The sequence below is a fragment of the Streptomyces sp. VRA16 Mangrove soil genome (assembly GCF_017377775.1).
Lineage (GTDB): Bacteria > Actinomycetota > Actinomycetes > Streptomycetales > Streptomycetaceae > Streptomyces.
In genome coordinates, this window is sequence record NZ_JAFVLN010000001.1 from 572133 (window position 1) to 586303 (window position 14171).

At 71.8% G+C, this 14171-nt stretch carries 10 protein-coding genes; 2 read left to right on the forward strand and 8 right to left on the reverse strand.

The features are described from left to right. Positions 1-44: 44 nt before the first annotated feature. The 3 genes from J3486_RS02405 to J3486_RS02415 form a co-directional block, all read right to left on the reverse strand. Positions 45-1346, reverse strand: a complete 1302-nt coding sequence (locus J3486_RS02405; protein WP_207818224.1) for an extracellular solute-binding protein — start codon at positions 1344-1346, stop codon at positions 45-47. A 131-nt stretch (positions 1347-1477) separates the two neighbouring features. After that, entirely contained in the window at positions 1478-2434 is a 957-nt protein-coding gene (locus J3486_RS02410; protein WP_229377347.1) for a carbohydrate ABC transporter permease, read from the reverse strand. Continuing rightward, a complete protein-coding gene (locus J3486_RS02415) occupies positions 2431-3375 on the reverse strand; it encodes a carbohydrate ABC transporter permease (protein WP_207818225.1) in 945 nt (314 codons plus the stop codon). Before J3486_RS02415 ends, J3486_RS02410 begins: the two co-directional genes overlap by 4 nt. A 354-nt stretch (positions 3376-3729) precedes the next feature. On the opposite strand from J3486_RS02415, the gene J3486_RS02420 reads away from it, so the two are divergent. Next, complete coding sequence (locus J3486_RS02420; RefSeq protein ID WP_207818226.1) at positions 3730-6030, forward strand: FAD-dependent oxidoreductase; 2301 nt, start codon at positions 3730-3732, stop codon at positions 6028-6030. Here the strand turns inward: J3486_RS02420 and J3486_RS02425 are convergent. The 5 genes from J3486_RS02425 to J3486_RS02445 all read right to left on the reverse strand — a co-directional run bounded on the left by J3486_RS02425 (position 6011) and on the right by J3486_RS02445 (position 12859). After that, on the reverse strand, positions 6011-6808 hold the full coding sequence (locus J3486_RS02425) for an IclR family transcriptional regulator (RefSeq protein WP_207818227.1): 798 nt from the start codon (positions 6806-6808) through the stop codon (positions 6011-6013). The two genes, J3486_RS02420 and J3486_RS02425, sit on opposite strands and share 20 nt — an antisense overlap. A 150-nt stretch (positions 6809-6958) precedes the next feature. Next, positions 6959-8548 (reverse strand): mucoidy inhibitor MuiA family protein, encoded by a 1590-nt coding sequence (locus J3486_RS02430; RefSeq protein WP_207818228.1) that lies wholly within the window; start codon positions 8546-8548, stop codon positions 6959-6961. Between the two features lie 8 nt (positions 8549-8556). Continuing rightward, positions 8557-10596: a DUF4139 domain-containing protein gene (locus tag J3486_RS02435; protein WP_207818229.1), complete on the reverse strand. Its 2040-nt coding sequence runs from the start codon at positions 10594-10596 to the stop codon at positions 8557-8559. 98 nt (positions 10597-10694) lie between these two features. Continuing rightward, entirely contained in the window at positions 10695-11375 is a 681-nt protein-coding gene (locus J3486_RS02440; RefSeq protein ID WP_207818230.1) for a GntR family transcriptional regulator, read from the reverse strand. Beyond that, positions 11372-12859 carry a chlorohydrolase family protein gene (locus J3486_RS02445; RefSeq protein ID WP_207818231.1) on the reverse strand — a complete coding sequence of 496 codons (1488 nt, stop codon included), beginning with the start codon at positions 12857-12859 and terminating at the stop codon, positions 11372-11374. Before J3486_RS02445 ends, J3486_RS02440 begins: the two co-directional genes overlap by 4 nt. A gap of 271 nt (positions 12860-13130) precedes the next feature. On the opposite strand from J3486_RS02445, the gene J3486_RS02450 reads away from it, so the two are divergent. Then, positions 13131-14168, forward strand: a complete 1038-nt coding sequence (locus tag J3486_RS02450) for an ABC transporter permease (RefSeq protein ID WP_207818915.1) — start codon at positions 13131-13133, stop codon at positions 14166-14168. Positions 14169-14171: the final 3 nt, after the last annotated feature.

Sequence of the window (14171 nt, forward strand, 5' to 3'; positions counted from 1 at the left end):
GTACGACGTTCACCGGGCCCCGGGTCCCTGGGGGATGGCGCGGGTCAGCGCTTGATGAGCGCGGCGACCTCCTCGCCGGCCTGCTTCATCGCGTCCTTCGGCTTCGACTTGCCGACGAGGACGGCCTGGACCTGCTTGGCGACGGCCTCCTCGATCTGGGCGTTCTGCGCGAACTGCCAGAACGGGCTGCCGGTCGCCGTCTTCGTGATCTTCTCGGTCCACTCGGTGCTGAACGTGTCCTGGGCGACCTTCGGGTCGGCCAGGCCCTTGGTGGTCGACGGCGGCAGGGCACGCTCGGTGAAGTACTGGGCGACGGTGGCCTGGTCGGTGGTGGTGTGCAGCGCGAAGTCCGTCGCCGCGTCCTGACCCTTGCCCTTCACGATCGCGATCACGCCGCCCCACAGCAGCGCCTGCGGGGTGTCACCGGCCTTCAGGACCGGGCGCTCCATCGGCTGCATCGCGTCGGCCAGCGTCTTGTCCTTCGACTGGGCCGCGGTCACGCCCTTGCCGATGATGGCGTCGTCGTAGAAGGCGGCCTTGCCCTGGCTGAACAGGGCGCGCGCGTCGAAGCGGTCCACGTCCGCGGCGATCAGCTTCTCGTCGTGCAGCTTCTTGTACCAGGTGACGGCATCGATCGAGGCGTCGTCCCCGATCGTCACCTTGCCGCCGTCCAGCAGCGTGCAGCCGAAGGTCTGCATCCACGGGAAGATGTCCTTGAGCTGCGCGACCTTGGTCGCGGCGGCGTAGGGCACGACCCCGCCGCCCAGGCCCTTCAGCTCCCGCAGCGCGGCCTCGAAGTCCTCGACGGTGACCGGGTGCTCCTTGATGCCGGCCTTCTTCAGGAGCTTGGAGTTGGCGATCACACCGATCGAGCCGGTGTTCCACGGCAGGCCGTACTGCTTGCCGTCGTACTTGCCGCTGTTCAGCGCCACGTCCGTGTAGCCGCCCTTGCCGGCCACCGAGCCGAGGTCGGCGAGCTTGCCCATCTGCGCGACCGCCGCGAGCCAGGCGATGTCGAGGTGCACGGCGCCGGTGGTCTCGCCGCCGCCGAGCTTCAGGGTGAGCTGGCTCAGGTACTCGTTGTACGGGTACGAGACCGCGCGGATCTTCGAGTTCTGGTCCTTCTCCCACGCCTTGATGATCTTCTCGATCGACGGCTTGGCCGCCTCCTCGTTCAGCGACCACGAGGTGAAGTCGAAGTTCTTGGACTTCGTGTCGCCGCCGTTGGAGGAGGTGCTGGGCCCGGACGGGGCGCAGGCGCCGAGCACACCGGCGCCGGCCACACCGAGGGCTCCGATACCGAACATGCGCAGCGCGCCGCGACGGCTGATGCCAGAGGTGGTCATGGTGTCTCCATGGGGGAGTGGGACGGAAGGGAAGGATGTGGGGGCGCGTGCGGGCTCGGCCCGCGGGGGTGCGACTGGATCGCGAGCTGGGGATCGGCTCGGTGACGAGCGCGATACGGGGCAGCGGTGGGCTACTTGACCGATCCGGCGGTCATGCCGCCGACGAGGTAGCGCTGCAGGAACATGAAGGCGACGATCACGGGGACCGACACGACGAGCGAGGCGGCCATCAGCTGGGGCCAGGCGGTCTGGAATTCACCGATGTAGGTGGAGACGAGGCCGGGCGGCAGCGTCTGCTTCTCCTTGTCGGCCAGCGTCACCGCGAAGATGAAGTCGTTCCAGCCGCGGACGAAGGCGAACAGACCGGCTGCGACCATGCCGGGCGCGGCCAGCGGCGCCACGATCGAGTGCAGGGTGCGCCAGCGGGACGCGCCGTCGATCGACGCGGCTTCCAGGAGGGCGTCCGGGATGGTGTCGAAGATGCCCTTCAGCATCCACACGCACAGCGGCATCGTGAACGTGGTGAAGGAGAGCACGAGCGCGGTGTACGTGTTCAGCAGGCCGAAGCTGGAGAACACGGCGTACAGCGTCACGAGGAGCAGGGCCTGCGGGAACATCTGCGAGGCCAGCACCAGGTGCATCAGGGAGCGGCGTCCGCGGTAGCGGAACTTGGAGAACGAGTACCCCATGTACGTGGCCACGATCACGCTCAGCACCGCGGTGATCGACGCGACGACCAGGGAGTTGATCAGGTACTTGATCAGCTGGTCGTTCTCGGCGAGGGCCGTGAAGTTGCTGAGGGTGAGATCGGTGGGGATCAGCTTCGGCGGGAACTGGAACGTCGACTCGGGCGTGCTCAGCGCCGTCGCGAGCAGCCAGTAGACCGGCAGCAGGCCGAAGGCGCCGATGACGACGACCGCGGTCCAGGCGACGATCCGCGAGCGCACATGGTCCTTGCGTATCCGGCGCCGGGCGGTGGGCCCGGAGGCGGTCTCGGACCGGTCCGCCCGGTCGGTGCCGGCGAGCGGGGTGGAGGTCATGGAGGTCATGGAGGCCACGGGGGAGGGCGTCGGGGTCGTGGAGGTCATCGGGCGTCGTCGCCCTTCCGGTCGGTGATCCTGAGGTAGACGGCGACGAGGACGAGCAGGAGCAGCATCCACAGCCCGCCGAGCGCGGTCGCGCGCCCGATGTCGAAGCCCTTGAACGCGGTCTGGTAGACGGCGGTCGCGAAGGTCTCGGTGGAACCTGCGGGGCCGCCGCCGGTGAGCACGTAGATGGTGTCGAAGTGCTGGAAGTTCCAGATGAACTCCAGGAGCAGCACGATCGAGGCGACCCCGCTGACCTGCGGCCAGGTGACGTTGAAGAAGCGGCGGATCGCGCCTGCGCCGTCCATCGACGCGGCCTCGTGCAGTTCCTTGGGCACGGTCTGCAGACCGGCGAGGAGCATCACCATCATCCAGGGGAAGCTCGCCCAGGTCTTGGTGATGATGACCGCGAGCATGGCGGTGCCGGGCTGGCCGAGCCAGGAGATGGACTCGTGGATGAGCCCCGCCTTCATGAGGATGCCGTTCAGGACGCCGTAGTTGGCGTTGAAGATCCACATCCAGAGGAAGGAGACCACGACCCCGGGGATCACCCAGGGGAAGAGGAACAGACCGCGCAGGAAGCCGCTGCCCTTCAGGCCCGTGTTGAGGGCGAGCGCGAGGGCGAAACCGATGACGAACGGGACGAGCGTCGCGCCGACGGTGAAGATCAGCGTCTGCTTGAAGATGGTGAGGAAGTCACCGTTCAGCCAGTACGTGAAGTTCTCGAGGCCGACGAACTCCCGGCCCGGCAGCCGCAGGTCCTGCTTGAAGAAGCCGGTGACCAGGGCGGACAGCAGCGGGTAGAAGATGATCGCCGCGAACAGGGCGAGTCCCGGAGCGGTCAGCAGCAGGGCGAACGCGCCGTTGGAGAGTCGCCCGCCGGTCCGCTCACGGTCCCGCCGACGCGGTGGAGCCACCTTCTGGGGAGGTGCGGCCGTACTCATGGGTGTGTCCTCTCGAACGGGGCAGGAGCGCCGGGGCCCTGTGTGAACGCCGTCCATGCCCCATTGAACGCAAGTTGCAGCATGCGGGATCGTTCTCCATATGGCGCGACGACGTCAACCCTTTTGGTCGGTGAATCGCCGGTTCTGCGCAGGACCGGCGAACTCGCCCTACCTGCCATGAACGTGAAATGCGGCTCGTACACAGCCGTGCCGGCGGCTGCGAAGGAAACTTACAACGGATCCCACTGGCTGAACAGTGGTTGCACAATATGCATGTGATGTACGTTCAAGGCCGCTCCGCTGCTGCGCGGGGCGCCCGAGCTTCACATCGCGACATACCCAGGAGGCCGCACCGTGCGGGAAGAAGAGGTCCATTACGACATCGCCGTCATCGGCGGCGGCTTGGCGGGGACCTGCGCGGCGATCGCCGCGGCCCGGCTCGGCCGACGCGTCGCGCTCGTCAACAACCGCCCGGTGCTCGGCGGCAACGCCAGCAGCGAGGTCCGCGTCTGGGTCTGCGGCGCCACCGCACACGGCGTGCACCGCTGGGCGCGGGAGACCGGCATCATGGGCGAGCTGTACACCGAGAACCAGTTCCGCAACCCCGAGGGCAACCCCTACTACTGGGACCAGGTCGTCCTCGACGCCGTCCTCGCCGAGCCCAACATCGACCTGTATCTCAACACCGATGTGCGCGAGGTCGAGGCGAGCGGCCCGCAGGACGCACGCGAGGTGCACTCCTGCACCGGCTGGATGATGGGCTCCGAACGGCGCATCACCTTCCACGCCCGCCAGTTCCTCGACTGCACCGGCGACGGACTCCTCGGCCATCTCGCCGGCGCCCGCTACCGCATAGGTCGCGAGGCGCGCGCCGAGTTCGACGAGCCCTGGGCGCCCGAGGAGGGCGACGAGGCGCTGCTCGGCTCCACGATCCTGTTCCACACCAAGGACGCGGGCCGCCCGGTGAAGTTCGTGCCGCCCGCCTACGCCAAGGATCTGAAGACCACTCCCATCCTGCGCAACCGCGTCCTGCGCACCGGGGACAACGGCTGCGACTACTGGTGGATCGAGTGGGGCGGCGAACTCGACACCGTCCACGACAACGAGCGGATCCGCGACGAACTCCAGTCCGTGATCATGGGGATCTGGGACCACATCAAGAACTCCGGTGAGTTCCCCGACGCCGAGAACCTCACCCTGGAGTGGGTCGGCTCCCTGCCCGGCAAGCGCGAGTACCGCCGCTTCCTCGGCGACCACGTCCTCACCCAGCAGGACATCCTCGGGCAGCGGCAGTTCGAGGACCGCGTCGCCTTCGGCGGCTGGTCCGTCGACCTCCACCCCGTGCAGGGCATGTACGCGGACGAACCGGGCGCCCGCCAGCGCTACGCGGACGGCATCTTCCACATCCCGCTGCGCTCCCTGTACTCGGCGAACGTGGCGAACCTGCTGTTCGCCGGGCGGAACATCTCCGCCACCCACATCGCCTTCGGCGCCACCCGTGTCATGGCCACCTGCGCCACCATCGGCGAGGCGGCCGGCACCGCCGCCGCGCTCTGCGTCACCGAGGGCCTCACCCCGCGCGAACTGGCCACCAAGCGCCCCGAGCTGGTCCGCCGTACCCTGCTGCGCCAGGACGCCTCGGTGATCGGCATCGCCGACGACGACCCCGACAACCTGGCCCGCACCGCCCGCGTCGGCGCCTCCTCGCACCGCGCCCTGCTCGCCGCCGAACCGGCGCCGGGCACCACCGGCGAGCCGTACCCGCTCACCCGCGACCTCGCGCTGCTGCTGCCCGTGGACCCGGCGCTCGACACCGTCGAGCTGCTCGTGCACGGCGCCGCCGACGGCGCGGAGCGCGAACTGACCGTGGAGCTGTGGGGCACGGGCCTCGCCGAGAACGCCGTCCCCGTCGACCGTCTGCTCACCACCACCGTGACCGTCCCCGCCGACGCCGGCACGGGACCGCACCGGGTCACGGCCCGCCTCGACCACCGCCCGGACGCCCCGCACAACGCCGTCCTGATCGTGCGCGCCTGCCCGGACACCGCCCTGGTCCTGGTGGACGAGCGCACGGACGGTGTGCTGGCGCTGCGCAGCCGGGTCGACGGCGACGCGGCCGTCGACCACGACATCCCGGAGGAGGACGGCCAGCTGGTCCTGGAGTGGCAGGCCCGTGGCCTGCGCCGCCGGACCTTCGCCTTCCGTACGGGCCCGGACACGGCGGCGTTCGCGCCCGAGCGGGCCGTCGGCGGATTCCAGCGCGCCTACGGAGGACCGCAGATGTGGGTGTCGGAACCGCTCCGTGACGAGGGCGAGTGGCTGAGCCTCGCGTGGGAGCAGGAGCAGCGGCTCACCGAGGTGCGCGTCGTGTTCGACGACGACGTCGACGAGTACCTCAACAACCTCCACCGGCACCGCACCCCGTTCGAGGTGATGCCGGAACTCGTCCGTGACTACCGCGTCCAGAGCCGCGCCGCCGACGGCACCTGGCACACCCTGCTCACCGTGACGGACAACCGCCGCCGCCACCGCGTGCACGAACTGACGGGGCCCGACGGCGGACCGGTGCGCACCGACGCGCTGCGGCTCGTCGTCGACGCGACGCACGGGGCGTCCCGCGCGCACGTGATCGCGTTCAAGGCGTACGGGGCGTAGCGCTTCTGGGTGTCCGGACCTCCAGGAGGTCCGGACACGCACGGGGAAGGGCCTGGCGCTGCCCCTCCGCGTCGGCGTGGTCGCCGAGCACCGAGGTGGGGCCCCACAGCGAGATCGCGGCGACGACGTCCCCCGAGGCGTCACGGACCGGCGCGGCGAGCGAGGCGCGGCCCAGGGCGCGCTCCTCGGCCTCGACGGCGAAGCCGGAGCGGCGCACGCTGTCCAGTTCGTTGTCGAGCAGGTCGTGGCTCGTGGTCGTGTAGTCGGTGTGCGCGGCGAGCGGCTCGGGCAGCAGCTTGCGGCGCTCCTTCGGCGTGAGCCCGGTGAGCAGGCACTTGCCGATGCTGGTGGCGTGCAGCGGGGCGGTGTGACCGGCCTGCGTGTACGACTTGGGGGCGCGGGTGCCCTCGAAGTTGCACAGGAACATCAGCTCGGTGCCGCGCCGGATCGCCACGTTGGCACCCAGGCCCGTACGGGCGGCGAGGTCCTGGAGCACCATGCGCGCGGCGCGGTGCACCGGGTGCCGGTTCGCCGCGGTGGTCGCCAGCGGCAGGATGCCGAGGCTGAGCCGGTACAGGTTGCTCACAGGATCGCGTTCGACCATGTCGAGGCGTTCGAGCGTGGACAGCAGCCGGGACGTGGTGGAGGAGCCGAGGCCGGTGAGCTCGGCGACGTCCGAGACGCGCAGTTCGGCGCGGCCGGAGTCGAGTGCCCGCAGCACCGAGACCGCTCGTTCGACGCTCTGGTTCGTCCCGGCGTCGGTCGCCCGAGTAGCCATGACCCTCCTCGTTCTGCAAATGGCTTGCACTATCTGCATCAGCATATCGTGCTGAGCTGGTCAGCAGGGGTGTTCCGCAGGACCGGATCTGGCTGCGGTATGCGAGATGCCCACCGCGGATCCGCAGTGGGCATCTCGGCCGGAACGCCCTCAGAGCCCGGTGACCTTGGAGTCGGCCGACACCTCGTACACGAGCGTCACCGTGCGCCGGCCGCCGGGCGGCAGGGAGAGGTCCCAGCGGGCGATCCCGTCGGCGTCGAGCGCGTCAGGGGCGGGGGAGCAGGACTCCTTGCGCAGCCGGACCTCGACCTGCGACACCTCGGACAGCGGGATCCGTTCGCGCAGCGTGATCACGCGGTCGTCGGCCTCGCCGGGGGCGGAGAACCGGGACACGTGCAGCCGCACCGTGTGCGTGGTCACCGTCCGCTGCGTCAGCCCCGTCGTGGCCCGGCTGTCCTCGTCCTCCCGGGTCACGCGACAGGTGTCCACGCTGCCGAACGCCAGCTCCTGCGCGGCCCCCGGCGCGGTGAACTCCAGCATGCCCCGGCCGGTGAATCCGCTGCCGCGCATCAGCTCCACGGGACCGGCCAGCAGGGCGTGGCCGCTCGTGTTGGTGAACCGCACGACCTGAGTGACCAGCGGGGACAGCTCGGGCGCGCAGACGTACTCGCTCTGCGCGGGCGAGGAACCGGTCAGCAGCGGCACCCGGTGGGCATGCCCGTCGCCGGGCACCGACACCGGCGCGGATGCGCGCAGGACGCGTACCTCGCCACCGTCGTCCACCCCCGGCAGACCGGGCACCGGCGCCGGGCCGACGTCGCTGACGCTCTCGGTGCGCATCTCGATGTCGACCGTGCGGCGCTCGGCCGCGGTCCGGTCGCGCAGGGTGAGCCGGTCCGCGACGAGCCGCGGCGGAACGGTCGACTGCGAGGAACGGGCCGTCGACAGGGTCAGCCGGACATCGGTCCAGTCCTCGCCGGTGCGCTGCCACACCATCGCGTCCGTCTGGAGGGTCAGTTGCCCGCCGTCGAGCGTCGCCCGGTACGCGGGGCGCCACAGCGCGCACGGCGTCAGATGCCCCAGCCGCAGTTCGGCGGGGCCCGCGGCCGACGACCGTACCGTCACGTCCACATGGGCGGTGAGCTCCGGCGGCTCCTCCTCGCTGAGGTGCAACGCGTGCTGGGCGTCCCGCAGTTCGCTGCGAAGCGTCGTCGAGCGGGCCCGGACGGCGCCGAGGTCGTCCTCGTGGGCCGCGCGCTCGGCGTCCACGCGGTCCAACTCGGCGGACCAGCGCTCGGGTTCGCACTCGCCGTACCCGGCTCCCTCCCCGATCTCGCGGAGCAGATCGGCGGCGAGCCGGCTCAGCGCGTCCAGCCGGGCGTCGAGCCGGTCGCCGCGCCGCTCCAGGGACCGCAGTTCCTCGCGCAGGGCGTGCACATGGCGGCGGAGCGGGGAGTCGCTGTCGGTGGGCGGCTCGGGAGCGCGCGGTGTCCACGCGCGCACCAGGCGCACGTCGAGCACGGTGGCGCCCTCGGGACCGCGCGTGAGGTCGGCGTGCAGGCTGCGGTCGACGGCCAGCGCGCTGACCGGGCCGAGGCGCACCTGCTGGACTCCGGGCTCCAGTTGCAGGGTCGCGGTGCGTTCGACGTGCGCGCGGTCCTCCAGGCAGGTCACCGCGGTGACGGGCAGCGGGACCGGCTCGGTGGCGGTGGTGACGGTGAGGTCGGGGGATGCGGTCATGGCGGGTGTCAGCTCCTCCGGTTGCCGCCGTCGAGGGCCTTGGCGGCCGGGATCCGGATCTCGTAACCGCCGTCGAGCGCGGCGGTGCCGCCCGCGGGCACGTCGACCCGCCACAGGCGGGTCCCCGGCGCGTGCGGCTCGGGCAGCTCGGCGCCGCCCTCCGGCGTGCTCCAGTCGGCCCGCTCCTCGATCCGGATGTCGGCCTGCGTGGTGACGGGTACGCGCTCGCGGACCTCCACGGTGACCGGGCGGGGCAGCCGGTTGACGAGCTCGACGTGGATGCGGTGGTCGAGGACGGTGGTGGTGCCCCGCAGCCCCGCGGTGGACTCGCGCTGTTCGGTCCTGCGCCCGACCCGGATCGCCTCGGCGGGCCCGAGACCGACGCGCCCGGTGCCGCCCGGGGCGAGCGTGGGCAGCGCCGTGGTCGGCAGGTGGTCGCCGTCTACCGTGACGTCCACGGGGCCGGCGAGCAGGGCCTGGTCGGTGGCGTTGGTGAGGACCAGCGTCGCGTACACCGTCTCCTCGACGGACGGCACGCACAGGTACTCCGTGCGCAGGCCGACCGGGAGTTCCGTGACGGTGACGGTGTGCCAGGTGCCGTCGGACGGGATGTCGGCGGGGCCCTGGGCGTCGTACCGGTGGTCGAAGGAACCGGCCGCGTCGCGCGGTCGCACCGCGTGTCCGGGCAGCGGCAGCGATCCCACCGACTCCGCGCGGCGCCGGTACTCGGCGGCGACCGGATCGGCTGGAGTCCCGGGGGCGAGCAGGCCGCGGCCGCCACCCGGTGCGTCGGGTCCGGCGAGCACCAGATCCGCGTAGTCGAGCTCGGCCGTGCTGGGCCGCGGGGGACCGGGCGCGGGCGGCGGCGGGGGAGGCGGGCCCCCGTACGCCGCCGGGGGGCCACCGGGAGCCACCGGCGCCGGCGGCGGAGCACTGGCGAGACCCGCGGGCGCCCCCGGCGCCGCGCCGAGGAGAGGCGGCGCCGCGACCGCCTTGGCCCGGCCGCCCGCGCGGGGCCGGGCAGCCCGCCGCGGCGGGGGCTCGGCCGTGACGATGTCCTCCTCGTCCGCCCCGGCGGCGTAACCACCCGCCACCGCAGGGCCCCACCCGGCGGGGTGCGGACCCGCCGTGTCGTACCCGGCGAACAACTCCCCGAGCCCCGCGGGGGGTTCACGCCAGCCGGACGGTGCCGGGACGGGCTGGCGGCGGCCGATCCGCACCGGGAGCAGCTTCGGTACGCCGGTGGGCCGGTGCAGATCGGCGGTGGAGAGCCCCAGCCGCACACCGCTCCAGTCCTCGCCGGTGCGCTGCGCGACGGAGGCACGCAGCACGAGCCGTCCGCCGTCCGCATCTTGATGGTGCGTCAGCCGGTACGACGGCACCCACACCGCTCCGGGCACGCGGTACTCGATCTCGATCTCCACCGGACCGTCGGCGGATCCCTCCAGGTCCAGAGCGGCCGAGACCGTCGTTCGCACGGGAGCCGACGGCTCGTCGGCGGAAGCCTGCTCGAGACGGACCGCGGCCAGGTCCCGCTCGTGCTCGATCCGCCGGAGCCGCTCCTCCAGTGCGGTCAGTTCCTCGTGGAGCGTCGCCAGCCGGCCGTCGACGAAATCGGCGAGCTTCAGCCACGCGTCGACCGGGGTGCGCCGGTGCGGGTCGTCGCGCTTGCGGTTCGGCGGGACCGGGCGCACGCCCGAGATCTCCTCGATCCGCCGCAGCTGCCGGTCGCGGCGGGCGGTCACGGCCCGCAGCTCCTCCGTCAACCGCTCCGCCTCACGCAGCAACTCCTGCGGCGCCTCAGGCGCGAGCGGCTCGGCGTCGACGACGATCCGGGCGCCCGTGACCCGTACCCCTGCCGCGTCCACCACCCGGGCCCGCAGCGACAGCGCGTCGAGCACCCGGGGCAGACCGTGCACCCGCACCCGGCCGTCGGCCGGGACGACGCCCCGGGTGTGCCGTCGGCACACCGCGCCCCGCGCGTGCACCACCACCGACGTGAGCTTCGACTCCCATGGCACCCACGGCCGGTCCGCCGCGTCCGTCATCCCGTTGTCCCCTCCCGTACGCCGCCGCGGGCGGCGCCGACTTCGCACGAAGGCTACGCCGTGATCGCCGGGCCGGAAACCGGGTTCCGGACGAGGGCTCAGCGCGCGGGCAGGGTCGCGGCCAGCGCCGCCATGACGGGGGCCCGCCGGATGTCGATGTGCGCGAAGGTGAGCGCCTCGGCCAGGCGCGGGCGTCCGGCGCCGATCGCGTCGCAGATCTGCCGGTGCTCCGCACAGTGCTGCTCGGCCCCGCGGTCGGTGGCCGTGATGCGGAACAGCCAGTGCATCAGACCGAGCGACGGCTGGAACGAGGACTGCAGCAGCCGGTTGCCCGTCATCGTGATCAGCTCGGCGTGGAAGGCGGTGTTCGCGGCAGCGATGCCCGCCTCGTCGCCGCGCGCGGTCGCGGCCTCGGCCTCGTCCATCACCGCCCGCAGACCGGCGTGGTCGCCGCCGGCCGCGACGAGCTCGGCCGACCTGCGGGCGGCGAACACCTCCAGACTCAGGCGGAGATCGAAGAGTTCGTCGACGTCACGCAACGTCAGACGCCGTACGCGGGCGCCGCGGCGCGGCTCCAGGACGACGAGCCCCTCGGTGGCGAGGCGCGCCAGGGCCTCGCGCACCGGAACGCGCGAGACACCCAGCGACTCGGCCAGTTCGCGCTCGCGAAGCCGGGTGTCGGGCGGGTACGTCCCGTCGTGGACCCGGGCCCTGATCAGTTCCTCGGTGCGCGCCACGTGCGAGGCGACGGGCGGTTCCGCCAGTACGGCCGGCGTCATCCGCGGACCTCCGCGGCGGGTGCGCGGAACGTGGGGAACGTCGGCGGGAACAGCGCGTCCGTGTCCCGGCGTGCGGTGTCGCGCTCGCTGTACGCGGCGCGCATCCGCTCGAACAGGCCCTGCGCGTCGCGACGCAGCGCGTCCAGGTCGACGCCGGGAAGACCGCCGTCGACCAGCACCGGGCGGCCCGCCACGACGGAGTCGGTCGCCTGCCGCGCGGTGCCGTTGAGCAGGAACGTGCGCACGGGGTCGTCGAGCACCCCGTCGCGGATGTCGTCGAGGGAGAACGCGACGAGGTCGGCCTGGGCGCCCGGAGCGATCCGGCCCAGGTCCGTGCGGCCGAGGGCGCGGGCGCCGCCCAGCGTGGCCGCCTCCACGTAGTGCTCGGCGGGCGCGGCGTCGGACCGGCCGTCGGCGATCTTCGCCAGGTGCACCCCGACGTCCATGCCGCGGATCAGGTCCGGCGGGAAGGAGTCCGTGCCCAGACAGAGATTGACGCCGGCCGCGCGGTAGGCGCGGAAGGAGTGCAGCATCTCGCCGTAGCGCAGCGAGGTCTGCGGGCAGTGGATCACCGAGATGCCGCTGCGGGCGAGCCTGGCCAGGTCGCCGCGGTCCTCGCCGTGCACGGACGGGTGCCGGTCGAGGAGCACCGTGTGGGGGATGAGCAGGTTCGGGCCCAACAGGCCGGTTGTGTCGAGGAGTTCGAGGGGCGTCATGCCGTGGCGGCGCCGGACGATGTCCCGCTCGGTCAGACCTTGCAGCGCGTGCAGCCGGATCAGGACGCCGCGTTCGCGCCCGATCCGGGCCGTCTCGAGCAGCAGTTCCTCGGTGAGCGTCTCGATGCGGCACGGCAGCAGGACGCCCGTGAGCAGCGGGTCGTCCAGCTCGGCGAGGTGGTCGAGGAAGCGGACGGCGGCACGCAGTCCGGCGCGGCCCTCCTCCTCGTCGAAGGCGACGTCCCGACTCCCGTCCGGGAGAACGACGTTGACGCCCGAACGGTAGGCCGGTCCGAGATAGCCGCGCAGCCCGATCCGGCGCGCCGTCCGCGCCGTGTCGACCAGTTCGTCGTACGGCTCGGCCCAGCGGCTGTGCACCTCGGAGGCGATCGGCATGAACGTGGTGATGCCGTGCAGCGCGAGCTGGGCGAGCGCGTAGGCGCGGATCGTCGACCGCTCCTGCGGGGTGAACACGTCGTGGCGGCGGTGGGTGAAGTAGTCGAGGGACCACTGCAGCCCCTTGCCCCGCTCGGGCCCCGCCCAGGAGTCCAGGACCAGATGGTCCACGTCGGTGAGCGCGTCCAGGTCGATGAGGCCCGGCAGCACCAGGGACTCGCCCAGGTCGCGCTCCTCGTCGACCGGGCCGTCGTAGCGGGGGCCGACGTAGATCACCGTGTCGTCCTGCCACACCACTTCGCCGTCCTGCAGCAGCGCGTGGCCGCCGTCCTGGTGGGCGAGGATGTGCCGGGCGCGCCAGCGGGTGCGCATGGTGCCTCCTGTGGTTCGTGATCCGCGAGAGTGCCGGTGCTCTCCGGGCGTCCTTGATCGTACGTCTTGGTATACCGGCTGGGAAGGGCAGGCGTTACGCGGCCGACCTCGTGATCTTCCGGTCGATGAAATGCCCCACTATCACCCCTCTTTGAGCGCTTCGGTATACCAAAAATTGGTCAGGCCTATCGCGCCACCGTCTTCCTGGTATACCGTCCGGCCAACCTTCCCCCGAGCGCCGAATGGATCTCGCGACGTGACGGATTCCCCTGTGCTGCCCGCTCGGCCGCCTTCCGGCGCCGAAGCCGACGGCGAGACCAACTCCTCTGCCCCCGGCGGGACTTCGGCCCCGACCGCGGTCGCCGCCCGCTCCCTGCTCGGCACGGCATGGCTGCGCATCCGGCGCAGCAGGATCGCCCTCGCCGCGCTCGCCGTGGTGGTCCTCATGATCCTGTTCGCGGTGCTGGCCCCGCTGCTCACCGCCATCGAGGGCCAGGACCCGTACACCACCCGCACCAGTCCGGACGTCCTCGACGACTACGGCACGCCCGGACTGCCGCTGCCCTACTACCGCTACCCGTCCGTCGACCACTGGCTCGGCGTCGAACCGGGACTCGGCCGCGACCTCTTCGCCCGCATGGCGCACGGCGCCCAGGTCTCCCTGGTCATCGCCCTGCTCGCGACCGTCGTCTCCGTCGTCCTCGGTACCGTGCTCGGCGCGGCGGCCGGCTACTTCGGCGGCAAGGTCGACATGGTCATCAGCCGGATCATGGACCTGTTCCTGGCCTTCCCTCACCTGCTGCTCGTGCTCTCCCTGACGCCGATCCTCCAGTCCCGGCTCGGCGACACCGCACTGGGGGAGGGGAGTCTGCTGCCGATCGCCTCACTCGTGATCATCCTCGGCTTCTTCGGCTGGGCCTATCTCGCCCGTGTCGTGCGCGGCCAGGTGCTGTCCATCAGGGAGCAGGAGTTCGTGGAGGCCGCCCGCGCCTACGGCGCCTCGCACCGCTCGATCATCCTCAGGCAGATCGTCCCCAACGTGATGGGCGTCGTCCTCGTCTACGCCACGATGATGATCCCGACGAACATCACCGCCGAGGCGGCGCTCTCCTTCCTCGGCGTCGGCGTGAAGGACCCCACCCCGTCCTGGGGCCAGATGCTCAACGCCGCCCAGCAGGGCAACTGGTACCTCACCGATCCCTGGTTCCTCGCCGTCCCCGCGGGCGCCCTCGTCATCACGGTGCTCGCCTTCAACCTGCTCGGCGACGCCGTCCGCGACGCCCTCGACCCCAAGTCCTCCCGTGGCTGACCA

Excerpts from the sequence above, each read along its gene's own strand:
- J3486_RS02405 (WP_207818224.1), bottom strand. The coding sequence starts at position 1,346 with ATGACCACCTCTGGCATCAGCCGTCGCGGCGCGCTGCGCATGTTCGGT.
- J3486_RS02410 (WP_229377347.1), bottom strand. The coding sequence starts at position 2,434 with ATGACCTCCACGACCCCGACGCCCTCCCCCGTGGCCTCCATGACCTCC.
- J3486_RS02415 (WP_207818225.1), bottom strand. The coding sequence starts at position 3,375 with ATGAGTACGGCCGCACCTCCCCAGAAGGTGGCTCCACCGCGTCGGCGG.
- J3486_RS02425 (WP_207818227.1), bottom strand. The coding sequence starts at position 6,808 with ATGGCTACTCGGGCGACCGACGCCGGGACGAACCAGAGCGTCGAACGA.
- J3486_RS02430 (WP_207818228.1), bottom strand. The coding sequence starts at position 8,548 with ATGACCGCATCCCCCGACCTCACCGTCACCACCGCCACCGAGCCGGTC.
- J3486_RS02435 (WP_207818229.1), bottom strand. The coding sequence starts at position 10,596 with ATGACGGACGCGGCGGACCGGCCGTGGGTGCCATGGGAGTCGAAGCTC.
- J3486_RS02440 (WP_207818230.1), bottom strand. The coding sequence starts at position 11,375 with ATGACGCCGGCCGTACTGGCGGAACCGCCCGTCGCCTCGCACGTGGCG.
- J3486_RS02445 (WP_207818231.1), bottom strand. The coding sequence starts at position 12,859 with ATGCGCACCCGCTGGCGCGCCCGGCACATCCTCGCCCACCAGGACGGC.